Origin of the sequence: Peptoanaerobacter stomatis, from assembly GCF_000238115.1 — a bacterium.
GTDB lineage: Bacteria > Bacillota > Clostridia > Peptostreptococcales > Filifactoraceae > Peptoanaerobacter > Peptoanaerobacter stomatis.
Genome location: NZ_JH414550.1, coordinates 67,612 through 91,063, shown reverse-complemented (window position 1 = coordinate 91,063; position 23,452 = coordinate 67,612). Strand labels below are relative to the sequence as shown.

The 23,452-nt window shown below is 29.9% G+C and carries 18 protein-coding genes and 2 pseudogenes; 11 read left to right on the top strand and 9 right to left on the bottom strand.

Going from position 1 to position 23,452, the window contains the following annotated elements:
* Positions 1-26: 26 nt before the first annotated feature.
* The 5 genes from frr to HMPREF9629_RS04640 all read left to right on the top strand — a co-directional run bounded on the left by frr (position 27) and on the right by HMPREF9629_RS04640 (position 3,843).
* Positions 27-584 (top strand): ribosome recycling factor, encoded by a 558-nt coding sequence (gene frr / locus HMPREF9629_RS04660; protein ID WP_009525203.1) that lies wholly within the window; start codon positions 27-29, stop codon positions 582-584.
* Between the two features lie 27 nt (positions 585-611).
* A complete protein-coding gene (locus tag HMPREF9629_RS04655) occupies positions 612-815 on the top strand; it encodes a hypothetical protein (protein ID WP_009525202.1) in 204 nt (67 codons plus the stop codon).
* A 310-nt stretch (positions 816-1,125) separates the two neighbouring features.
* Entirely contained in the window at positions 1,126-1,584 is a 459-nt protein-coding gene (gene smpB, locus HMPREF9629_RS04650; protein WP_009525201.1) for an SsrA-binding protein SmpB, read from the top strand.
* A gap of 21 nt (positions 1,585-1,605) precedes the next feature.
* A complete protein-coding gene (locus tag HMPREF9629_RS04645; RefSeq protein WP_009525200.1) occupies positions 1,606-2,949 on the top strand; it encodes an MATE family efflux transporter in 1,344 nt (447 codons plus the stop codon).
* A 144-nt stretch (positions 2,950-3,093) separates the two neighbouring features.
* Positions 3,094-3,843: a hypothetical protein gene (locus tag HMPREF9629_RS04640; RefSeq protein ID WP_009525199.1), complete on the top strand. Its 750-nt coding sequence runs from the start codon at positions 3,094-3,096 to the stop codon at positions 3,841-3,843.
* Between the two features lie 151 nt (positions 3,844-3,994).
* Here HMPREF9629_RS04640 and ftcD read toward each other — a convergent pair whose 3' ends face one another.
* The 9 genes from ftcD to HMPREF9629_RS04595 all read right to left on the bottom strand — a co-directional run bounded on the left by ftcD (position 3,995) and on the right by HMPREF9629_RS04595 (position 17,904).
* On the bottom strand, positions 3,995-4,876 hold the full coding sequence (ftcD, locus tag HMPREF9629_RS04635; RefSeq protein ID WP_009525198.1) for a glutamate formimidoyltransferase: 882 nt from the start codon (positions 4,874-4,876) through the stop codon (positions 3,995-3,997).
* 42 nt (positions 4,877-4,918) lie between these two features.
* Positions 4,919-6,451, bottom strand: coding sequence for a histidine ammonia-lyase (gene hutH / locus HMPREF9629_RS04630; RefSeq protein WP_009525197.1), 1,533 nt, complete (start codon positions 6,449-6,451; stop codon positions 4,919-4,921).
* Positions 6,452-6,462: 11 nt separating this feature from the next.
* On the bottom strand, positions 6,463-7,803 hold the full coding sequence (locus tag HMPREF9629_RS04625) for an aminotransferase class III-fold pyridoxal phosphate-dependent enzyme (RefSeq protein WP_009525196.1): 1,341 nt from the start codon (positions 7,801-7,803) through the stop codon (positions 6,463-6,465).
* A gap of 10 nt (positions 7,804-7,813) precedes the next feature.
* Complete coding sequence (locus tag HMPREF9629_RS04620) at positions 7,814-8,368, bottom strand: cyclodeaminase/cyclohydrolase family protein (protein WP_009525195.1); 555 nt, start codon at positions 8,366-8,368, stop codon at positions 7,814-7,816.
* 180 nt (positions 8,369-8,548) lie between these two features.
* Positions 8,549-9,766 carry an imidazolonepropionase gene (gene hutI, locus HMPREF9629_RS04615; protein WP_009525194.1) on the bottom strand — a complete coding sequence of 406 codons (1,218 nt, stop codon included), beginning with the start codon at positions 9,764-9,766 and terminating at the stop codon, positions 8,549-8,551.
* 175 nt (positions 9,767-9,941) lie between these two features.
* Positions 9,942-11,243 carry a Na+/H+ antiporter family protein gene (locus HMPREF9629_RS04610; RefSeq protein ID WP_009525193.1) on the bottom strand — a complete coding sequence of 434 codons (1,302 nt, stop codon included), beginning with the start codon at positions 11,241-11,243 and terminating at the stop codon, positions 9,942-9,944.
* Between the two features lie 301 nt (positions 11,244-11,544).
* Positions 11,545-13,299, bottom strand: coding sequence for a urocanate hydratase (locus tag HMPREF9629_RS04605; RefSeq protein WP_009525192.1), 1,755 nt, complete (start codon positions 13,297-13,299; stop codon positions 11,545-11,547).
* A gap of 422 nt (positions 13,300-13,721) precedes the next feature.
* Positions 13,722-16,760 (bottom strand): AAA family ATPase, encoded by a 3,039-nt coding sequence (locus HMPREF9629_RS04600; protein ID WP_009525191.1) that lies wholly within the window; start codon positions 16,758-16,760, stop codon positions 13,722-13,724.
* A gap of 232 nt (positions 16,761-16,992) precedes the next feature.
* A complete protein-coding gene (locus HMPREF9629_RS04595; protein ID WP_009525190.1) occupies positions 16,993-17,904 on the bottom strand; it encodes a hypothetical protein in 912 nt (303 codons plus the stop codon).
* Positions 17,905-18,241: 337 nt separating this feature from the next.
* Between HMPREF9629_RS04595 and yihA the strand changes: the two genes are divergently transcribed.
* From yihA to HMPREF9629_RS04565, 6 genes and pseudogenes are all read left to right on the top strand, one after another.
* Positions 18,242-18,832, top strand: coding sequence for a ribosome biogenesis GTP-binding protein YihA/YsxC (gene yihA / locus HMPREF9629_RS04590; protein ID WP_009525189.1), 591 nt, complete (start codon positions 18,242-18,244; stop codon positions 18,830-18,832).
* Between the two features lie 274 nt (positions 18,833-19,106).
* Entirely contained in the window at positions 19,107-19,232 is a 126-nt protein-coding gene (locus HMPREF9629_RS12440) for a hypothetical protein (protein ID WP_009525188.1), read from the top strand.
* Between the two features lie 248 nt (positions 19,233-19,480).
* Complete coding sequence (pta, locus tag HMPREF9629_RS04580; protein WP_009525187.1) at positions 19,481-20,485, top strand: phosphate acetyltransferase; 1,005 nt, start codon at positions 19,481-19,483, stop codon at positions 20,483-20,485.
* Positions 20,486-20,835: 350 nt separating this feature from the next.
* Entirely contained in the window at positions 20,836-21,177 is a 342-nt protein-coding gene (locus HMPREF9629_RS04575) for a hypothetical protein (protein ID WP_009525186.1), read from the top strand.
* Between the two features lie 399 nt (positions 21,178-21,576).
* Positions 21,577-23,056 (top strand): annotated as a pseudogene (locus tag HMPREF9629_RS04570) (Lsa family ABC-F type ribosomal protection protein).
* A 60-nt stretch (positions 23,057-23,116) separates the two neighbouring features.
* Positions 23,117-23,431: pseudogene (locus HMPREF9629_RS04565) on the top strand (S-layer homology domain-containing protein); the annotation flags it as partial.
* Between the last annotated feature and the right edge of the window lie 21 nt (positions 23,432-23,452).

Here is a 23,452-nt window from a genome sequence, read left to right as displayed (position 1 = left end):
TATAAAAAAATTTGAGGAGAATAAAAATGTCAAAAGAAATATACAATCATGCAAAAGAAAAAATGGAAAAAACTATATCAGTTTTGAAAGAAGATTTAAATACTATAAGAACAGGTAGAGCAAATCCTAAAATGCTTGACAAAGTACAAGTGGATTATTATGGAAGTATGACACCTATAAAACAAATATCAACAATATCTTCACCTGAGCCAAGAACATTACAAATACAACCTTGGGACAAAGGTTCATTACATTTGATAGAAAAAGCTATACAATTGGCAGATTTGGGGCTTAATCCGACAAATGACGGAAATATGATTAGAATAAACATACCACAGCTTACAGAAGAAAGAAGAAAAGAGCTTATAAAACAAGCTCAAAAAATGGGAGAACACGCAAAAGTTGCAGTCAGAAATCTAAGACGTGATGCAAATGACTTGATTAAAAAAGCGGAAAAAGACGCACAATTGGCAGAAGATGAAGCAAAAAAAGAATTGGACAACATTCAAAAATTGACAGATGAATTTGTAAAACACGTAGAAACAGCGATAGTACAAAAAGAAAAAGATATAAAAGAAATATAATTAAAAGTTTTTATGGCAATCTGAATTATGAATGATTTAATGAATAAGTATTTAGGTAAAAATGTAGAAGATGTAAAACAAGCACTTATTAATGAAGGATATGAAGTCATAATTGAAAGGTTAGAACCTAAAAAAGACAAAGATATATTAAGTGATGAGCTTGTTATACAAATAAAAAAACAAGAAAACCGTATTTTGTTGATAACGTCAATGTTTAAAAAATATATATGATTTTTCATATATATTTTTTGACATTTTACAGCAATTAGATTAGAGTGATTTGTATTTAATATGGTATATATATATTTAATATAATGCTCAAATATATTTTGCTCAGGGCACTTTTTTTATAAATACCTGCAAAGCAGATATTTATAAAAGCGTTAGCAATCCCTATCGCAAAACAATTTGAACATATCTTTAATTTAATGATTTCAGATAAACAGGGTAACGATATTGACTTTTAATACTTTTACTTATTATTGTTATATTAATTGTTTAACGCCTTAACAGTATTAAAGTTGAAAGAAGGTGATAATATATGTCTGTTAAAATAGTTGCTACAAACAGAAAAGCAAGGTTTAACTATGATATAAAAGAAAAGTATGAGGCAGGTATAGAGCTTAAAGGAACAGAAGTAAAATCAATAAGAAAAGGTAAAATAAACATAAGTGACGGCTTTGCATCAATCGACTCAGGAGAATGCTACTTAAAACAGGTGCATATATCTCCGTATGAGCAAGGCAATATATTCAACGTAGATCCTATGAGAGTAAGAAAGTTATTGCTTCATAAAAGTGAGATAAATTACCTCATAGGTCAAACAATGCAAAAAGGATTTTCTCTTATACCGCTTTCAGTATATTTTAAAAATGGCAGAGTAAAAGTTGAAATAGGGCTTTGCCAAGGTAAGAAAAATTATGATAAGCGACATGATATGGCTAAAAAAGATGCGGATATGAAGATAAAAAGAGCGATTAAAGAGTTTAATAACAGATAATTAAGAGGAAGGAAATAAATTATGGATACCGGCGAAATAAGTGCAGAAAATAAGATGGGTATAATGCAGATAGATAAATTGCTTATAAGTATGTCTGCGCCTATGATGGTATCAATGTTGGTACAGGCATTATACAATATAGTGGACTCTATATTTGTTGCGAAGATAAGCGAAGCGGCATTAACTGCCGTATCGCTTTGCTTTCCGATACAGAACTTTATGATAGCCGTATTGGTAGGCACTAATGTTGGTGTAAATTCTATATTATCCAGAAGACTTGGCGAAAAAAATCAGAAAGAAGTCGATAAAATAGCCAATGTTGCAATTTTTTTAGCCATATGTTCAGGAATAATATTTATGATGATAGGTTTTTTTGGAACAGAATCATTTTTTGCAGGTCAAAACACCAGTGATGAAATAAAAAATTACGGTATGCAGTATATGAGAATAGTATGTATATATTCAATGCCACTATCATTGCTCATATGCTTTGAGAAAATGTTAAGTTCAACAGGCAGAACGGTATATAATATGATTACTCAGATGACCGGTGCCATAATAAATATAATATTGGATCCGATATTCATATTTGTCTTAAATATGGGAGTTGAGGGAGCAGCTATAGCTACCGTATTAGGACAATTTGGCGGGCTTATAGTAGGAATATATTTGAACATTACTAAAAATGATGATGTTCATCTCAATGTTAGAAAGATAAGACCGGATTTTAAGATAATTAAAAGCATATTTTCCGTTGGCTTGCCTTCGATAGTTATGCAAAGTATAGGCTCTTTTACAATATTCGGAATGAATAATATACTTATGACATTTTCTACTACTGCAATCGCATTTTTCGGAGTATATTTCAAACTTCAAACTTTTATAATATTACCTATGGTAGGGCTTGCCAACGGACTTATACCGATAGTGGCGTATAATTACGGAGCAAGAAAAAAAGACAGGGTTATATCTGCTATGAAGTGTTCGTTTAAATACTCTGCTATTATGATGATAATAGGAATACTTATAATGCAGTTATTTCCGGCTAATTTATTAAAACTCTTTGATGCATCTGATATGATGATTGATTTGGGGGTTAAAGCTATAAGAATAATATGTTTTGCCTATGTTTTTGCAAGTATGTCCATAATAATGTCATCTGTATTTCAGGCGCTTGGAAGTGGAGTCACTTCAATGGTAGTATCACTCACAAGGCAAGTTATATTTTTATTACCTTTGGCATATTTCTTTTCATTACAAAAAAACATAAATATGGTTTGGGCTTCCTTTATTATTTCGGAAGCAGTTGCATTTGTTATGTGCGTGATGTTTTCAAGAGTTATATTAAAAAGACTGGATTTTTAAAAATAGACAAGTTATTTTTTGTTGTAAAATATTTAATACAGATATTTGTTTAAATAATGGATAGGAGATATTTTAAATGGATATAAATAATTACGCTCAATATCTGTATAATTATAGTATTGATGTCAATGATAAGGTGATAATATGAAGAAGATAGATATATCAGAAATAAAAAATAATTTTCATAAATTTGCTGAACTTAACTTTAGAAATTCAGAAAATTTTGAATACTATATATTGGATAAGGAATATATATCAAAATTGGAACCTTTTTTTGATGCAGTTCAAAAAGACATATTGAATAAAGAAATATTTTTTAGAAATACTTTGCAAGAAAATTTGGACATACTTGAAAGAGGAGGTTTTTTTGTAGCAGCTTTTTCAAATATGGAATTAGCAGGAGTTATATCTGTAGATATGGCGCATGGAGAAAAATCTCTGCCGACTTTTATGCATCTTTCTCCTACAGATATTTTGAAATCTGTTATCATTGATACGATATGCACACTTCCTAAATATAGAGGAAATTCGTTGCAAGAAAAACTTATGTGCATATGTGAATATATATGCTTGCAAAAAGGGCACAAATATGCTTTTATGACCATATCTCCGAATAACTATTATTCTGTAAACAATTCCTTTAAACAGGAGTATACAATATTTGCGATAGAAGAGCTTTATGGAGATAATCAAAAGACAGCTCTTACAAGATATATATTGAGCTTACCGCTTGGCAAGAGACTGGCAAAGGTAAAAGAACAGTACAGTGTCATAAATTCAAATATAGATATGCAAAAAGAAGTTATAGATTTGGGCTTCGTAGGAATGAAAGCAATAAATTTCACATCTGTTGATAAATTTTTTGTAAGCTATTCAAAAGCATTTTATGATTAATGTAAAAATATTTGAGTTTTATATAGAAAACAAAAAAGCACCTATAATTATTATTGAAATTATAAGTGCTTTTTTGTTTGAATGTTATTTTACCACTGTATGTTATATAGAGTTATATCAAAATTAAATATTTTATAAGAATGAAATATTTTTAAAAGTATATTTGATCTACTGAGAAACTTTCAGATATTCTTAAATAAAAGTCTAAGATATCTCTTAGTGCATATATAGGTACAGGTCCTACTAATTCAGTATCTACTATATTCGTATTGTATCGGCTTGCTTCTGACTTTATAGTTTCAAATACTCTGTGTATAGGAGTCTTTTCGTAGTTTATCATATTCATTGATACTTGTACTTGTTTTTTTTCTTCAAGAGGAAGTGCTATTGCTCTTATGCAAGTATATCCGCCTGCAGCAGCTCGCACAGCAGATACTATTTTTTTGCCTATATCTATATTTTGTGTATCCAAATTTATATTGAACGCTACTAATGGGAATCTCGCTCCTGTTACAGTAGCACCTGATTTAGCATTGAATTGTTTAGGACCTTCATCGCTTTGCCACATTTCATCTTTCATTCTTTCTTCCAAAGCTTCATATTGTCCTTTTCTTATATTTGGAAGTGCTTTTCTATATTCTTTTTCCTGTGCATCTTCATAATAATATACGGGAACTCCCAAATCACCTAAGAATTTACCGAATTGTTTTGCAATATCTACTGCTTCGGCTGTTGTAACATCTCTTACGGGTATAAAAGGAACAACATCGACTGCACCTATTCTTGGATGTGAACCTTTGTGCGTTGTCATATCTATTAACTCTACAGCTTTTTTAGCAAGTTTTTTTGTAGCTTCCAATACGTTTTGAGGTTCACCTTTATATGTGAATACAGTTCTGTTATGGTCTGCATTTGAATCTATATCTATAAGGTCTATACCTTCAACGCTCATAAATTCTTTTTTTACTTTTTCAACAAGTTCTAAATCTTTGCCTTCACTTATATTTACTTCAGCCATTAAAACTTTTGCCATTGGTATCCTCCTTAATTATATATAAATTTTTGAAATTATTTTTTATTTTAATTCTCCTATTTCATTTTCTACAGCCTTCAACATTTCTTCACTTTTTACCAAATCAAATGCTTTATCCATATCAGGATAGAATATAACGTCATTTTCCATAAAATCTACTTTTTCTCTTAATTTTTTATATGCTATTTTTGTTCCTTTACCCAATTTATCAGGATCTCCAAAATCTACTGCTTGGCTTGCTGTAAGTAATTCTATGCTTATAACGTGTTGTGCATGGTCTAAGATTTGTCTTGCTTTTCTTGCACCTATTGTACCCATGCTAACATGGTCTTCCTGATTTGCAGATGTAGGGATAGAATCAACTGATGCAGGATGTGCTAATACTTTGTTTTCTGATACCAAAGCGGCAGCTACATATTGAGGTATCATAAAACCGTCGTTTATTCCACCATTTTTTACTAAGAATGCAGGAAGATTACTCAAAGACGGATTTACTAATCTTTCAATTCTTCTTTCTGATATGTTGGCAATTTCAGATACTAATATTCCTAATGTATCCATTGCTATAGCAACTGGTTGCCCGTGGAAATTACCGCCTGATATACAAGCGCCGTTTTCTCCTCTGAAGATAAGCGGATTATCTGTAACAGAATTAATTTCTGTTTCTATAACACTTTTGACATAATCGAATGCTAATCTTGATGCTCCGTGAACTTGAGGGATGCATCTTAAAGAATATCCATCCTGCATTCTTTTTTCACCTTGCTTTGTAACCAACTTGCTACCGGCAAGGATTGCTCTCATATTTTCAGCAGAATCCAATTGACCTTTATGTGGTCTTACTTTATGAACTCTTTCATCATATGCGTCTATGATTCCTTGTAATGCTTCTACAGTAAGTGCACCTATTACATCGGCTTGTTTTAATAATTTTTCGGTATCATATACAGCGAGTACAGCATTACCCATCATAGCTTGTGTTCCGTTTATTAGAGCTAAGCCTTCCTTTGCTCTTAATTTTACAGTTTGTACACCTGCTTTTTCCATAGCGTCTTTACCTGGCATAACTTGTCCCTTGTATTCAGCTTCACCTTCGCCTATCATAGGCAGAACCATATGAGCAAGCGGACACAAGTCCCCTGATGAACCTACGGAACCTTTTGAACGAACTATTGGATGTACACCTTTATTTAACATATTTATAAGACATTCTATAGTTTCCACTAACACTCCTGAAAAACCTTTTGCTATAGCGTTTGCTCTAAGCAACATCATGGCACGAACAACTTCTGTTTCAAATGGTTCTCCAACCCCGCAAGCATCTGAATATATTAGATTTTTTTGCAATAAATCCAATTCTTCATCAGATATTGCAACGTCAGAAAATTTACCGAAACCTGTATTTATTCCATATATAGCTTGACCATTTTTGATTGCATTTTCAACAAATTCTCTACATAATAATACTTCTTTTTTTTGATTTTCGTCTAATTCAACTTTTACGTTATATCTTGCAACTGCTATAACATCTTCAATAGTTAAATTACTTCCATTAATTTTTATAACTTTTTCCATGATTATCTCCTTTACCAGCCTTGAATTTTTTCTAAAACTGAATCTAAAATTTTACCATCTTCATATTCTAAAAAGACTTCTTGAATAATATCCATGGCTTTTTTTGCCTCTTCATCAGTCATGATAAGAGGTGGCTGTACTCTTAGAGTATTTCCTCCCAAGTATATTAAAATAAGCCCTTTTTCAAAACATCTGTAACATATTTTTTTAGCAATATCTGATGATTTTACTATATGTTTATCATCTCTTAACTCTATTCCTATTGATAGTCCAAGTCCTCTTATATCATATATAATTTTTGACTTTTCAGATATCTTTTTAAATCTTTCTTTTATATAATTACTAAGTTTATTTGCTCTGTCCAAAAGATTTTCATTTTTTATTATTTTTATTGTTTCAAGAGCGGAACTTGCACATACAGCGTTACCCTGCAATGTGAATAATTGTCCGGGCATAGCTATAGCATCTATCATATCTGCTCTTCCTACAACAGCGCTCATAGGAAAACCTGATGCCATGGCCTTTCCCATTACAACTAAATCAGGCACTATGTCAAAATGCTCTATGCTGAACCATTTTCCTGTTCTTCCAAAACCTTGCTGAATTTCATCTACTACAAATAAAATTCCATGTTCAGTACAAAAATCTCTTATTAGTTTAAGAAAAGTCTTAGGATAAGGAACTAAACCTAAATCGCCTGCGATAGGCTCTATAAATATTGCGGCAACTTCTTCAGGCGGTATATACATATTAAAGGGTTCTTTAAATTCCGTAAATTTTCTATTTGAAAATTCTACTTCGCTTTCATTTTCTTTCATATCCTTAATATTTGGAAAAGAAAAATGAAATATTTCCGGCAAAAATGGACCTATTTTTCTTCTCATATTTAAATCTATGGCACTCACTGATATGGCTCCGTATGTAGAACCATGATATGCTCCTGCGAAGGATATTATCTTGGTTCTTTGCGTATATGCTCTTGATACTTTGATTGCAGAATCTACGGAATCTGAGCCTGAAAATCCGAAGATTACTTTCTTCTCATAATCTCCGGGAACTATACTCACCAGTTCTTTTGCTAAGTCAATCTGTGCTTTTGAATAGAAATAGTCATTTGAAAAATGAATGAAATTGTTCATCTGCTTTTCTACTGCTTCTAATATTTTGTCATGGTTATATCCTGTATTCAGACTACAAGCCGAGCTTATCATATCAATATACTTATTACCGTCCATATCTTCAACAATTACGCCCTTTGCTCGTTTGGCGACTATAGGGAAATATGGAGCTCTACTGCATTTTGCAATATATAGTTTGTCTTCATTTATCAATGCTTGATTTGTAGTTTTCATAGCAATACCTTTATATTTGAGCTAATTGTGCTTTAAAATCGTTTGCTATTTTTTCATCTTTTATTAGAGGTATGTTTGCATGAACATTAGCAATGCCTGCATCTATACCTACTTTTGATAAATCTACTCCTGTTTGTAAATCAGTTATACAATTAGGATTTGATTTATCCAGTAAGTCAGTTCCTATCTTGTTTACTTTTGCATTTAGTTGTGCGTTGAATAGCGGTACTTTTGCGGCTTCGATACCTGCATTTTGTATAGCAGCTTTTCTTAGTTCTTTTTGTTCGTCAGTATCCTTTGGTAGTTTGTAGGCATCTCTTATCATTAGATATGCCTTATTATCCTCTACACAGCTTTGTAGAAATTTAGCTTTGTATTCATTGAGTTTAGCTATAATTGTATCATATTCTTCGTCTGTCTTGCCATATTCCTTGCCTTTTGACAAATTGGCAACCATTCCAATAAGACCGCAAGCCATAGCTCCTGCCATTGCAGATGAAGAACCTCCACCTACAGTAAAATCATTTTCGTCCAGTATTAAATCGAAAATATCTTTATAGTTCATTTCATTCTCCTATTAAATTCAATTTATATTCTCCTCTAACTACATCAGACTTCATATAAAGGTTAAAGCGTATAGTTTTTAGTATACTATATCAACTTTAGTTTGTATGTCTGGTTATCCAAATTCTAAATTTAAATTATTATCATCAAATCTAATTTTATTATTTAAAAAAAATCTGTTTCATATTACTATACTGCCGGTTTTAATTACGGTCTCCACAAGGTTAACCGCTAATTTATACACTATATCTCTATAATCATCAGTATTAATTATCTGTATATCGGCATATTTGCCTTCTTTTATTGAGCCATACATATCTTCTATTCTTAATGCTTGAGCACCGCCCATTGTAGCTGAATAAATTGCTTCTTCTGTAGACATGGAATGATTTCTGCAAGCGAGTTGCATAGAAAAAGCCATTGATTCAGCCCAGTTTCCCGGATTAAGATTGGTAGCTATTGCCATTTTCATATTGGCATTTCTTAATATTTCAATATTAAACGGTTTAGGATGTCTTACTGAAAAATCAGTTGTAGGTATAAGTATTCCTACAACACCGGCTTTTGACATGAGTTTTGCATCTTCTAAGCTAAGGTAGTTAAGATGCCCTGCATTGGCTGCTTTTACTTTTGCTGCAACTCTTGCGCCACCTATTGCGGAATAACATTCTGTATGAAGTGTAGGAATCATTCCATATTTTTTTGCTGTTTCTAATATGGTTTCTGATTCTTCTGCAGTATAATAACCGTCATCACACCAAACATCTGAAAATTGTGCTAAATTTTCATCTTTGATAATTGGCATAACTTCTTTTATCATAAATTCTATATATTTTTGCTTTCCCATATTTGTATCCCAATAATGAGCACCTAAATATGTAGAAAATATTGTCTGTTTTGATATATCTTTAAGCTTTTTTATGAGTCTAAGTTGTTTCAGCTCTGTATTTTTATCTATACCATAGCCTGATTTTATCTCTATGGTTGTAGTACCATTTTTTAACATCCTATTTAACTTTTCCGTTGAGGAAGTTATCAGTTCTTCATCACTTGCGTTTTTTGTGTAATACATTGATAAAGCAAGACCTGTTCTTGGTAAAATTTTCTTTATATCTTGACTTGTTTTTGTAAAACCTAAGCAATACTCTTCCACCCTTGATTTTCCAAAAATAAGATGTGTGTGTGCATCTACATATCCGGGCATTACAACTTTTGATGAACAGTCTATTATATTACAATCTTTCTGAATATCTTCAGATAGATTTTGAAATTTATCTATTTTTTTTATTTTTTCATTTTCTATTAACACACTCATACATTCTTTTAATCCGATTAAACTTTGACAATCACTTTCCATAGTTAATAATTGCTTGCAGTTTTTTAAAAGAATTTGTTGCATTTTTTATATTCTCCTAATTTAAAAGTTTCGTTATAAACAATTTTATGGGTATTAGTATTATTAATGCTAATGTGAAAAATTTAAGTAAATTACATAAGTTATAGCTGACCTATATAAAGCAGGTCAGCTATTTAACAATATTTTATGAAAGATTATATCCTTTTTAAGTTTGTAACTATATGAACAAAGGCCATATTATTCCGGCAATTATTAAAGGTATGTCATAACATATAAATTGAGGAACGCATGTATCCCATATGTGGTCGTGTTGACCGTCGGCATTAAGACCTGCTGTCGGTCCAAGTGTAGTATCCGATGCCGGTGAACCTGCATCACCAAGTGCCGCAGCAACAGATATCATAAATATTATAGCTGCAGGAGAAAATCCTAATTTTTGAGCAAGTGGTACATATATGGCTGCTATTACAGGAACAGTTCCGAATGATGTTCCTATACCCATTGTTATAAGTAGACCCAACATTGCCATTGCAAATGAACCTGCTATTTTTGAACCGCCAAGTGCACTAAATGCGGCATCTACCAATGCTTCTACAGCGCCGGATTGTTTTATAACTGTTGCATATCCTGATGCTATGAGCATTACAAATGCTATAAAGCCCATCAATTGTATACCACCGTCCAACATCTCTTGTATTTCAGACCATTTAACCGTTCTTGTAACAACCATAAATGTAAGAGCTGCTAATGCTCCAAGCGGTAAAGATTCGGTTTTTAATTGAATTACCAAAGCTATTAATCCGGCAACAAGAGTAAGCCAATGTTTTCTTTCAATAACGATTTCTTCATCTAAATTAAATTTCTTTTCATCTTCATTATCTTTGTATATCCTGTCTTTTGAAAATACTATTAATCCAAAGATAAGACCGAGTAACATAACTACTCCTGCCATCCAGTTTGCATGCCATATATCCGACATTTCTACAGGAAGTCCAGCAGTAGCCATAGAATCTTTTACTATACCGTGAAATATTGCTCCATAAGCTATAGGGATAGTTATATAAGGAGCTTTTAATCCAAAACCGAAACATATGGCAAGCATTCTTCTATCCATTTTCATCTTATTCATAAGCATTAGAAGAGGCGGTATAAGTATAGGGATGAATGCAATATGTATAGGGACTATAGTTCCGGATGCCATTGCTACAAGAACTATTATAAGTGATAGAGTGAATTTATTTCCTTTTACAAGTTGGGCTATTTTTTTAGCTAAGATAGTTGCGGCTCCTGTTTTATTTATAGTGTAAGCAAGTGCTCCCAATAATATGTAACTTAGTGCTGTATTTGCATTTCCGCCCATTCCGCCTACAAATACAGATATTGTATCTGATATACTGCTTCCGGACGCGACACCGGCTGTAAGCGCAGCTATAAGTAATGCGATAAGTACAGGGAGTCTAAACAAGCATAAAACGGAAAGAACCAATACTGATATAACTATGGGATTAAATAAAATCATAAATTAACTACCTCCTTTACAATTTACTCTTTAATAGATATAAAATATATATTATATTTTACCAAAAAATTAAATATGATAAAATAATTCATTTTTCAGGAGTTACATTGGTGTAAACTTTATATTATTTTTTTAAGTAAAATTAGGGTATTTTATTAAAAATATATTCAAAAATATTATGGTATTAAATCATATATAAAATTAAATTTGCTTTTCTTAAATAAAAAAGCCGTAAATAATAATTTGTAAAAGTAGTGCAAGATTTAATAAAGCTTGCACTACAGTTATTGATACTTACAGATTAACGATACATTCCTTTTGGACCGAATGTAACCTTATCAGCTGTTTGCCACCACAAAGGCACTTTTATTGAATCTGTTGTATATTTTCCTTTTCCATTTGCTACGTCTTTAGCAGTTTGGTATCCAGCTTGAGCATGACGAATAACACCTATACCGGAGTCAGTTGTAAGTGCAACTGCTAATCTTTCATCAGCTTCATCTGTACCGTCAGCTATCATAGTAACACCTGTATGAACCGCTTCACCCATTGAATAGTTAGCCTGTATTGCTATAAGATCGCAACCGCCTGCACAATCAAGAAGGGCATTTAGATATGGCCAATCAGAGATGTAATCTCCACCATCAGGCATATTTTCTGATTCAAATGTTGGATTTACTATTGAACCTGAGTCAAGATTATCTCTTGAGAAAGCAACTGTTCCTTTTATTCTTCCTTCTTTTATAGCTTTATTTATAGCAAGACCGAATCTCTTTCTTTCTCCAAATCCCATATAGCATATTCTTGCAGGCATACCTTCTATAGGAAGGTTCTTTCTTGCGAGATTTATCCATCTTTCTACTAATTTATCGCCTTTGCATATTTCAAGAGCTAAATCATCAGCTACTTTTAAATCTTCAGGGTCTCTTGACAGACAAGTCCATCTGAAAGGTCCTCTTCCTTCGCAGAACAAAGGTCTTATATATTCAGCTACGAAACCGTTTATTTGCATAGCTTCTTCTCTTGGCATTCCTGCATCTATACATTCTTTTCTTATACTTGTACCATATTCAAATACTTCTACGCCGTCTTTTTTAAGCGCTATCATGGCTCTTAATTGTCTAAGCATAGTTTTTCTTGCAAGTTCAAGATATTTTTCTCTATCTTCAATTCTTAGAGCATCTGCTTGCTCAGCGCTATATCCTGATGGAATATAAGAGATAGGGTCATGGCAAGGGCACATTTCTGAGCAGATATCAGGTCTAAAATCAGTTTTTAATACTTCTTCATATACATCAGCAGCATTACCCACAAGTCCTATAGCTATAGGTTTTTTAGCTTTAGAATGTTCTTTTGCAAGTTTTATAGCTTCATCAAGGCTATAAACTACTATATCCATATAATCTTTACCTATTCTCTTTTTAAGCATTTTTTCACTTACATCAACAACTATAGCAACTCCACCATGCATTTTCATTGCCCAGCTTTGATTTGTTCCCATACCGCCTGCTCCGGCTGTAAGATATATTCTTCCTGTTAAGTCATCATTATATCTCTTAATAGCTATAGCTGATAGTGTTTCAAATGTTCCTTCTATAACGCCTTGTGTTCCTATGTATTCCCAAGGAGCAGCTGTATATTGTGCAAATATAGTAAGATTTTTGTCTTGTAAATCATAAAATCTTTCCCAAGTAGCTTTCATTATATTTGTAGTTGCCATAACTACAACAGGTGCTCTGTCATGAGTTTTAAAGATAGCAACAGGCATACCTGATTGAACAACTAAAGTTTCATCATTTTCCAAATTTTTAAGAGCATCTACTATTGCCCAATATGATTCCCAGTTTCTTGCACATTTACCATTTCCACCGTAGATTACAAGTAATTCAGGTATTTCAGCATTTTCCATATTAAATTCAAGCATTCTAAGTATAGTTTCTTGTCTCCAGCCCTTGCATCTCAATGTATTAGTGTCTTTTAATCCGCCACCTTGTGCTTTCACTTCATAAAGTATTTCGGGGTTTTCTCTAAAATATAATCCTTTTTCTCCATTCATAATTAGTGCCTCCTAATAAAAAATATGTTTAAAAATTAAATATATGTCTGTAAACATTAAAGACATATTAGCAAGTTTTTATTTTAGCTGATTATCATTTTAACCGAATCAAGAAGTATTTATAAAAACTATTTATAATATGAAAATATTAATATCAGTAATCAATAAAAATATATTAAAAATCGTTTTTTTAATAACTGTATATTTGGTCAAAATAAAAATTTGATATGTATAAAAACTTTTTATTTCTATAATTATTATATTTTTTTGCCGTTAATATAACGTTAATTTAACTATGATTAAAAAAATAACGCTAAATTTTTTGATAAAAAAAAGATATGATTTTTCAACAATCATACCCTTTTTTGAAATTTATTGTAAAAATAATTTTTCAAATTTGTAATTTTAACGCAAATATAAGTTTAATTTATTATGCTCTTCAAATATTCTATTTCCATTGTATCTCTGTAACTGTCAAGATATTTTAGAGATTTATAAAAATATAACTCAGGAGGCTCGTTTAAAAATAATTTTATATCTCCAAAATTTTCTTTTGATTTTTCCATATAAGATGCCATTATGGTCTGAATGAAGTAGACAACACCTATATCCCTCGGATTATTTATAGTTTTAACGCTATTAAGACTTTTATTAAGCATATTCATAGCTGTATCATATCTGTTTTCCAAAAATGAAAATAGTGATAAAAATGCGTCTATAACTACATTTTTCCAGTATGAATCGAATTCTGTGGCTATTTCTTTTGCCATAAGGAAGTATTTTTTTGAATTTTCCATGTCTTTTTTTAAAAACAGAGTTTTGCCTGCATTTATATAGAATATAGCTAAGCACATAACACCGTTTTTTTTGCACAAATCTATTGATTTTTCAAAATATTCCATAGCTTCTTTGTACATGCGTTGAGTTTTGCGTATTTCTCCCAAATAATTGTAGCTTGCGGCGATGCTTATAGAATTGAAATTGGTTATGTTATATGAATCAGAGAATATGTCGATGGCTCTTAGAAATAATTCTTCTGCTTGTTTTATGTTTCCTTTCATAAGATGGTAAAGACCGTATAATCTGTTAAAAACTCCCAAATCTGCATGAGCGTTAGCTGATTTACAAACTTTCATAGCGGGGACTATATATTTTACCATAAGCGCTGCATCATTTATTTGTATTCCATATATAACCATTTGTTTATACCCTGCTATAATCATATTTTGTTTGTTTAATGCTTTAGCTAATGATATAACTCTTTCCATTGTCATAATACCATCTGTGTATACTCCTCCTCTTATGAGGTATCGACCTTTGCAGTAAAGAAACATTAGCTCTATATCATCCATTTCGGCTCTGTCATAATTATTTTTTATTTGATTTTTTACTTTTATTATGTTGTTTTCTAATTCTGACAAGAGTCTCATAGCTTTGTCATTTTTTATATATGTTTTTACTTGTCTGTTCAAATCGTCATCATCTAAATTCGGAAATATCTCATGATTATAGTTGAGGTGATAGTTTAAGATAGATACATCATATTTGAGCGTTTTCATTTCATTTCCTGCTTGCTCGTAGTGATATTTTAGTTTTATAAATTCAGTAAGGTCACTTTTTGGTAACATCTCCTGTTCAAATATATTCGCTATTTTTGCATTCAATATTTGTTTTTCTGACATAGATAAGGTTTTATATATATAGTCTTTATATACATTGTGAACAAATCTTAGATATGTTTGATTTTTAGATTTGTATTCTTCTATTATATTTATATTTTGCAGAGAATTTAGTGTTTTTAATATTGTAAAAGCATTGTTATCTTCTAAAAGCTTTAGTAATATATCTAAGGATATATCTTTGTAAAATATAGATAGAATTTTTACTAATTGCCATTCTTCTGCATTCAAAAAAGAAAATTTTTCAGCTAATAGATCGCTTAATTTTCTCGTAAGTAATTGTTCTTTATTATTGTTTTTATATAAATTTATGTATTCGTTTAAAAATAAAGCGTTTCCACCTGATTTTTCATATATGTCGGCTATTTCCTTTGCGTTTACAAAGTCTTCTCCGAGAGCTTTTTTCACTATTATAAATACATCTTGTTTACTGAATCTTTCTATATCTAAGAGCAGCATTTTTTCGGCAGCTTTTAAGCTTATAATCAAGTTCTCTATTTTTTCTCGCTTTTCTTTTGAGGTTGTGAGGAGAAATATTACATTTTCGCTGAAATGCAATATCAAATTTATTATAAAGTTAAGACTTTGCTCATCGGCATAACATATGTCTTCCATTACTATGATTGTTTTTTTGTACTTACCAAGCTCATTGATTGCATTTACAAGTACGTTATTTATAAATTCTACATTAAAATTTTCTCTGTTCTCAAGTATATTGCTTGACGGTAAATTTTTATTTTCTGAACTTTGGAATAATTTTAGTGTCACATCTTCCCAAAATACAGGTATTTTACTTTTATCTTTTTTTAATTCATGGTCTATTGCAGAGATTATTTTCATCCAAGGAGATAGAGTAAAATCTCTTTCTATCTGATAGCAATTTGTTTCAAATATATAAAATTTATTTTTATTATTTTGTATTATTCGTTTTTTTAAGGTACTCTTGCCTATACCGTTTTCACCACGAAGTAAGATGGATTTTACTTTTTTCCCGCTTTCAAAGTCATCTAATACTTGTTGCATTGTAGATAACTCATAATCTCTATTATAAAATATATCTGAAATTTCAAATTTTTCTTTTTGATTTTCACCTGCTTTTTTTAAAGCCTCTTTGTATAACTTAGTAACTTCATAGCTTATTTGTGAACCGAGGTCATCTTCAAGCATTTTTTTGAAATTATGGTATTCATTTATTATTTTATCATAACGTCCTTTTTCTTTATAATATTGCATTATCAATATATGGGCTGTTTCATTATAGCTGTCTACAGCTAATAAATTACTTATTTTTAATTCAATGTCATCTGTTTTATTTGATATTAAATCTTGTTTTATACTATCTATAGATGATTGTATAAATATATCTTCATAGTGTGAGCGATTCTTGGTTATAAAATAATCGAATTCTACGCTGTCTTTTACATAAAAACCTTTTAAAAAATCTCCTTTATATAGATATAAATTGTCTATAGGATTTTTTTCAAATTCTTCTATGTCCAAAATAAGTCCAACATCAGGATTTAATATAAGGGTTGTTTTATTTGGAGCTAATATTATATCGGATGAGAAAAGTTTTTTTGCTTTGTGAAGTGCGTTTCTTAAACTTATTCTTGCTCTTTCATCATCTGAATCACCCCAAAATATACCGGCAACTTCATCTCTGCTGACAAATTTTTTTACAAACAAATAATATAAAAATGCACTAATCTTACCATTTGGAACAAAGATGGTTTTTCCATCTTCAACGATAGTGGGTGAACCTAATAAGCAACAATTTATCATATATTATATTATCCCCCTCTTTGTGTGAGTAATTTAAGTAATATAGCACAAATTAAATTATAGTTTAAAATTGTATATTCTTGTAATATAAATATAATGTTAATATAGAAATCAATATAATATTACTTTTAATGGACATAGATATTTTAATATTTTGTAAAGCGTATATTTATAAAAGTGTTAGTAGTTTAACTCGCAAAACTATTTTAGTATATATTAAATCAGATAGGTTTTAGTATAAAATATAAGGAACAACATTAAAGATATCTTTTGACTGTAAAATCATAATTAAATCGTTGTTTAACTCTTCCATTTCCAAAGGTTTGTCTATAAAAAAACATTTTCCATATATTTGCTTGCCGACCTCTATAGATTTTTTTATATTTTTCGGATAAGGCATAATTGCATAATCAAAAGTATCTATAAGAGATATCATTATATCATCTTTTATTAAACCTTTTGGAGTACTGATTTTATAATAGTCTAAAAAATAGTCATGTATTTTGGCAAGCATATTTAAATAAGCAATGGAACACCAAGATGGGATATAATCATTCCAATTATCTATATTTTTATTTTTTAAAGCAACTTCATCTATGTATATAGGAAGTATGTAGCGCTTGTTTTCAGATAATCTCTTTTCTTTTATAAATTCATTTTCGATTAAATCTGCTTTTAAAGTTTCTTTTATATCTTTAAGAGATTTTTTTTCATATGTTAAAAAGTACTCTATATTTTTTATCTCGGAAATATCATCACAAAAACTTAAAGATTCATTATATATTATATCAATATTTGTGTAAAATGTTGTTAAAAATTTTAAAATATTGTGCAAGAATTCTTCACCTTTATTATTCGATAAATTTTTGTTTTCTACATATAATGAACCGTTACAGTTATCGGAGATATATATAGATATGTTGTTAAGTATTATATAATTAAATAATGGCAAAAATTGTTCTTTTATGATTTGTATATCGTCTATATCTAATTTGCTTATTATATTGGAGAAAATCTTATTTTCATTGATATTATTGCAAAGAGATTCATAATCATCAAAATTGAGCAGTAAAACTGATTTTTCATTCGTTAAAAAATATAGGTTGTTATTTTTTTCATATAAACAGTTGTTTTTTATACTCATATGTCACCTCCTGAAAATATTAAATTATAGTATTAATTCGATAGTTTATCTAAAAATATATTTTAGATTTATATTATATATGGTATCATATTAGCGTTAATTAATCGTTAATTATTTATTTCATATATTGAATTATTAACGCAATATATTTATTTAAGTGAATTTTTTCAGTATATAAATAAATTGATAAGTAATCATATTTTTGAGTAATATTTAAAAAATATTTAATTTCTATGGTGTATATTTTAAAAATGTGATAAACTATCTCTGTTGTATAATAGATTTGAAAAAATTTTATACATATATGATTCAAATTTTTTATTGGAGGTGGTGACTTTTGATAATAAAATCATCTAAGCTGAAAATAAGTGCAGTAAATCCGTCATCATATCCTGATGATGATTTGCCTTGTATAGCATTTGCAGGACGCTCTAATGTAGGAAAATCTTCGCTTGTAAATTCAGTATTAAAGAGAAAAACACTTGCAAGAGTATCACAAATGCCGGGGAAGACGAGAACTATAAATTTTTATTTGATAAATGATGACTTTTACATTGTAGATTTGCCTGGATATGGATATGCAAAATTGTCAAAAGAGGAAAAAGACAGCTGGGGGAAGACTATGGAGCTATATTTTGCTGAAAGTAAAAATTTGAAGCATTTGTTTTTGCTGTTAGATATAAGGCATGAGCCGAAAGAAACTGACAGACAGATGTATGAATATTGTAAATACTATAATATACCTGTAGACATAATAGCTACAAAGTCGGATAAAATATCAAGAGGACAATATCAGAAGTCTTTTTCAGTTATAAAAAAATTTTTAAATATAAAAGGAGATGAGGTAAAGATATTTCCTATATCTTCTTTGAAAAAGACAGGTATTGAAGAAGTGTCGGATTATATGGAAGAGATACTTAAAAATTGATTTTTTGAGATTAATATTTACAATACTGAAAGTTGGTGGAATTATTTATATTCTTGTTTTCAAGAAATTTATAATCCAAGTAAAATCAGTATATTCAGAATAACTTATATATATTTTATCCACTAATTAAAAGAATATTAATATAAATTTAAAATAAGTTTATTTTTTAACTTCGTTAGTAATAGTTTAATTTTAGATTTAATAATTAATTATCTGTAAATTTCACTATAAGCTGAAGTGATTTATAAATCATTCGGCAGGAGATAACAAACATATGTTTATACAAATAACTAATATATTTGTCGGTATAATGATAATACTTATACCGTTTATGCTTTTATTCGTCTTAGTCAAAAAAATTTTTGTCAAAAGACAAGGAAAAAGAAAATTTGGAACTTAGGGTAGAGATACTTGAACATGAAATTCAGCGAATAAAAGAACATATAAATTACATTGATGAACTGTAAAATCATTTTTATTTAAAATAATGATATATAACTATGATTCATTTGTATATTAAAATAGTATTATATAAGATTATTTTAAAAAATTAATGATTTTGATTTTATATATTTTTTAACAGTTTAAATAAGTTTTATATATTGGAAATTTGAAATTTTTAATGAATTTATTTGGAGGAACAATAATATGTCTTTTTTTTATGATGCAGAGAGAATTATAAGAAAATATCAACACAGAATAGTGTTGCCTGAAGGAACTGATAAGAGAATAGTCGGAGCAGCGTCAAGACTTAAAAACAACAACTTATTGGAGCCGATTGTACTTGGAAAACCAGAAGAAGTTCAGAGAGTTGCAGATGAAAACGGGTTTGATATAAGCAGAGTTCAAATTATAGATCCGTTGACATATCCTGAAATAGATGATCTTGTTAAAGCTTTTGTGGAGAGAAGAAAAGGGAAGATAACAGAAGAAGAAGCAAGAGAAACTTTAAAGGACGAGAATTATTTTGGAACATTGCTTGTGTATACAGGCAGAGCTGACGGTTTGGTATCAGGGGCTATCCATACTACTGCAGCCACTGTAAAACCGGCACTTCAAATAATAAAAGTAAATCCTATGTATTCAAAAGTTTCCGGAGGATATTTGCTGATAAGAGACAAAGAGTTGTATGTCTTTGGAGACTGTGCAATAAACATAGAGCCTACATCAGAAGATTTGGCTGAAATAGCTAAACAATCAGCAGAAACAGCAAAAAATTATGGACTTGACCCTAAGATAGCAATGCTTAGTTATTCTACAAAAGGCTCAGGAAAAGGAGAATTAGTAGATAAAGTTAGATATGGCTTTGAAATTGCAAAAGAAAAATATCCTGAATTGGTAATAGACGGAGAATTACAATTCGATGCCGCTTTTGTACCTGAAGTTGCAGCAAAAAAATTAGGAGATTCACCTGTTGCAGGAAAAGCAAATGTATTTATATTCCCTGATATACAAGCAGGAAATATAGGATACAAAATGGTGCAGAGATTAGGTAACTTCGAAGCGATAGGACCTATACTTCAAGGATTAAATGCTCCTGTAAATGACTTATCAAGAGGTTGCAATGAAGAAGATGTGTATAAATTATGTATAATATCTTCAATGGAAGCAATAAAGATAACAGAAGAAAGACAACGTAAAAACAACGCTTAAAAAATAAAATATATTATGTAACGGATTAAATGTATGCGATACAATTATAAATATAATCTTGTTTATACTAATTTCCAATAGATAATTTATATGAAAAGTCTATGAATATGGATGTGTTTATTAAATTTGTGAAACGCTATTTTATATGACTCTATTGGATTTTAGGATAAATTAAATTCTTTATAATTTATTTTTAATGCTGAGCATAGATATAGTAGACAATTTATACGGGAAGTCTATAAATAGTGTTATATTTTTATTAAATGTACACATATTTTTCTATGCTTCCATTGAGCTTCAGTATAAATTTGGCTTAACTGTATATAAATACATCAAAGGGAGCAAAGGTTATGAAAGAAATAACACAAATAGTACAAGAGATGATAAGTGCACATAGTTGCTATCAGGGACTAAAAGATGCAGGACAAGCATATTTGGACAGTATAGGTACAGATATGGAAAAGCAGGCTGCAAAAAAACTTATAGAAGTAACTGAAGACAGTGTTCAGAGCATTGATGAAGTGCTTGAATTTTTCCAATCTGAAAGAGGTAAACAGGTTTTTGGCGAAGAAACGGCAGCAAATCTCACAAAACAAGCAAAAGAAGTAAAAGCAAAAGATGGAAAATATTGTTTTTGTCCGGCTTGTACAGCAGGAGTGGAATTATTAAAAAGAAAAGCAGAAATATTATAGAGAATTAGGATCGGTTAATGCCGGTCCTTTTTATATTTATAAAAGTTTTATACTATAAAGTTAATATAATAATTGATATTTCTGTTTTTAAAAATTTATTAGCTAAGTAAAATAAGCATATTTAAAATATAAATATATTCAATAATTAGACAGACCGCAATCAATGAGTTTATCAGTAAAATCGTAGTGCATGAGCGAGGTGTCAAAATAGCAATATATACCATTCAGTTAATATAAGTCTATTTTAACTATATCAGCAGATTTGAAAATGAACTAACAAAATAAATAGAAAAGGTAAAAAATAAATGATACAGATGAGGGAAGGAAATCTGATAGTGGAAAAAATGGCTTAAAAATGTTATAATATTAGACAAAATATGCCTGTGAGGGGGTGTTTTTGTGTCAGTAATTAAAATTGAAAACCTTACTTTCTCATATTATGGATATGTAAAACCTGTATTTGAAAATGTATCATTTTCTTTTGACACCAACTGGAAAACAGGACTTATAGGTAGAAACGGAATTGGCAAGTCAACTCTATTCAAACTACTTTTAAACCAAGAAACTTATCAAGGAAAAATTACAAAAAGTGTTGACTTTATTAAATTTCCACCAAATATAATTGATACTTCAAAATTAGGGATTGAGTTATATAAAGAACTAATATCAGAAGAGGAAGAGTGGAAATTATTTAGAGAACTTAATTTGCTAAATGTAGATGACAATCTTATTTACAGAGAGTTTGAAACGCTCTCTAAAGGAGAACAAACAAAAGTCCTTTTAGCTATTTTATTTACAAAGGAAGATGGGTTTTTACTTATTGATGAACCAACAAACCATTTAGATATGGATGGAAGAAAACTTGTAAGCGAATATCTGAAAAGTAAAAAAGGTTTTTTTGCTTATATCTCATGATAGAGATTTTTTAGATGGGTGTATTAATCATGTTATTTCTATTAACAGAAGCTCTATTGATGTTCAATCAGGTAATTTTACATCGTGGTATGAAAATAAAGTGATGAAAGACCAATTTGAAATCAGTCAAAATGAGAAATTAAGAAAAGATATTAAACGGTTAAAAGAAGCTGCAAGACAAAGTCAAATTTGGTCTGATAAAATTGAAAATACTAAAAATGGTGTAAAAGTATCCGGTGTAAAACCAGACAAGGGACATATTGGACATCAGTCAGCCAAAATGATGAAAAAGTCAAAGAATTTAGAGAATAGACAAAATAAGGCAATAGAGAAAAAACAAAGCCTATTAAAAGATATCGAAACAAAGGAAAGCCTATTAGTACATTCATTACATCATCATAAGGGCAGTTTAATAGCAGTTAATAATTTATCATCATATTATGGAGAAAAGCAGATATTAAACACTTTAAGTTTTGAAATAAAACAAGGCGATATAGTAGCTATATATGGTCGAAATGGTAGTGGAAAATCGACATTGATTAAAATTTTGTTAGGCTTACATCGTGAGTATATTGGTGAAATAAAATTAGCAAATAATTTGAAAATATCTTATATACCTCAAGATATATCTAATTTAACAGGGAGTTTGAATGAGTATATTCATAAGCAAAATGTTGATGAAACATTGTGTAAAACAATTCTTAGAAAATTAGACTTTGTAAGAGAATTATTTGAGATGGATATGAAAAATTATAGCGATGGACAAAAAAAGAAAGTTTTAATTGCTGTAAGTTTATCAAAATCGGCTCATTTATTTGTTTGGGATGAACCACTAAATTATATAGATGTAATATCGAGAATACAGATTGAGGAAATTATAAAAGAAGCAAAACCTACACTAATATTTGTGGAACACGATAAGCGATTTGTAGAAGATATAGCCAATAAAATCATACAATTATAAACGAAATAAACAATCAAAAAATTAGAAAAAGACTAATACAAAAAGGAATAATGTCAGGAGATACAAACAGTATTAGAAAACAAAATATTCACACAAGACGAAAAAGGCAATTTCAGACCTGAAAGTAAAATAACAAGGGCAGAATTGTTCGTAGTAATAGCAAAATTAAAAGACATAAAACCGTTAGATAATACGAGAGCAAAAGAAGTATTGTCAAAATACACAGATTTAGGCTCCATACCATCTTGGGCAATAGGATACGCATCAGCATTGGTAGAAAAAGGGATAGTAAGCGGAGAAGATAATAAAATAAATGCAAATGATATGCCTACAAGAGAGCAACTTGCAACAATATTTGCCAATATAATAGAATAACATCTTTAAAAAAATAATAAT

Coding starts and splice junctions, on each gene's coding strand:
- frr (WP_009525203.1), top strand. CDS start 27: ATGTCAAAAGAAATATACAATCATGCAAAAGAAAAAATGGAAAAAACT.
- HMPREF9629_RS04655 (WP_009525202.1), top strand. CDS start 612: ATGAATGATTTAATGAATAAGTATTTAGGTAAAAATGTAGAAGATGTA.
- smpB (WP_009525201.1), top strand. CDS start 1,126: ATGTCTGTTAAAATAGTTGCTACAAACAGAAAAGCAAGGTTTAACTAT.
- HMPREF9629_RS04645 (WP_009525200.1), top strand. CDS start 1,606: ATGGATACCGGCGAAATAAGTGCAGAAAATAAGATGGGTATAATGCAG.
- HMPREF9629_RS04640 (WP_009525199.1), top strand. CDS start 3,094: ATGAAGAAGATAGATATATCAGAAATAAAAAATAATTTTCATAAATTT.
- ftcD (WP_009525198.1), bottom strand. CDS start 4,876: ATGGCAAAAGTTTTAATGGCTGAAGTAAATATAAGTGAAGGCAAAGAT.
- hutH (WP_009525197.1), bottom strand. CDS start 6,451: ATGGAAAAAGTTATAAAAATTAATGGAAGTAATTTAACTATTGAAGAT.
- HMPREF9629_RS04625 (WP_009525196.1), bottom strand. CDS start 7,803: ATGAAAACTACAAATCAAGCATTGATAAATGAAGACAAACTATATATT.
- HMPREF9629_RS04620 (WP_009525195.1), bottom strand. CDS start 8,368: ATGAACTATAAAGATATTTTCGATTTAATACTGGACGAAAATGATTTT.
- hutI (WP_009525194.1), bottom strand. CDS start 9,766: ATGCAACAAATTCTTTTAAAAAACTGCAAGCAATTATTAACTATGGAA.
- HMPREF9629_RS04610 (WP_009525193.1), bottom strand. CDS start 11,243: ATGATTTTATTTAATCCCATAGTTATATCAGTATTGGTTCTTTCCGTT.
- HMPREF9629_RS04605 (WP_009525192.1), bottom strand. CDS start 13,299: ATGAATGGAGAAAAAGGATTATATTTTAGAGAAAACCCCGAAATACTT.
- HMPREF9629_RS04600 (WP_009525191.1), bottom strand. CDS start 16,760: ATGATAAATTGTTGCTTATTAGGTTCACCCACTATCGTTGAAGATGGA.
- HMPREF9629_RS04595 (WP_009525190.1), bottom strand. CDS start 17,904: ATGAGTATAAAAAACAACTGTTTATATGAAAAAAATAACAACCTATAT.
- HMPREF9629_RS12440 (WP_009525188.1), top strand. CDS start 19,107: ATGTTTATACAAATAACTAATATATTTGTCGGTATAATGATAATACTT.
- pta (WP_009525187.1), top strand. CDS start 19,481: ATGTCTTTTTTTTATGATGCAGAGAGAATTATAAGAAAATATCAACAC.
- HMPREF9629_RS04575 (WP_009525186.1), top strand. CDS start 20,836: ATGAAAGAAATAACACAAATAGTACAAGAGATGATAAGTGCACATAGT.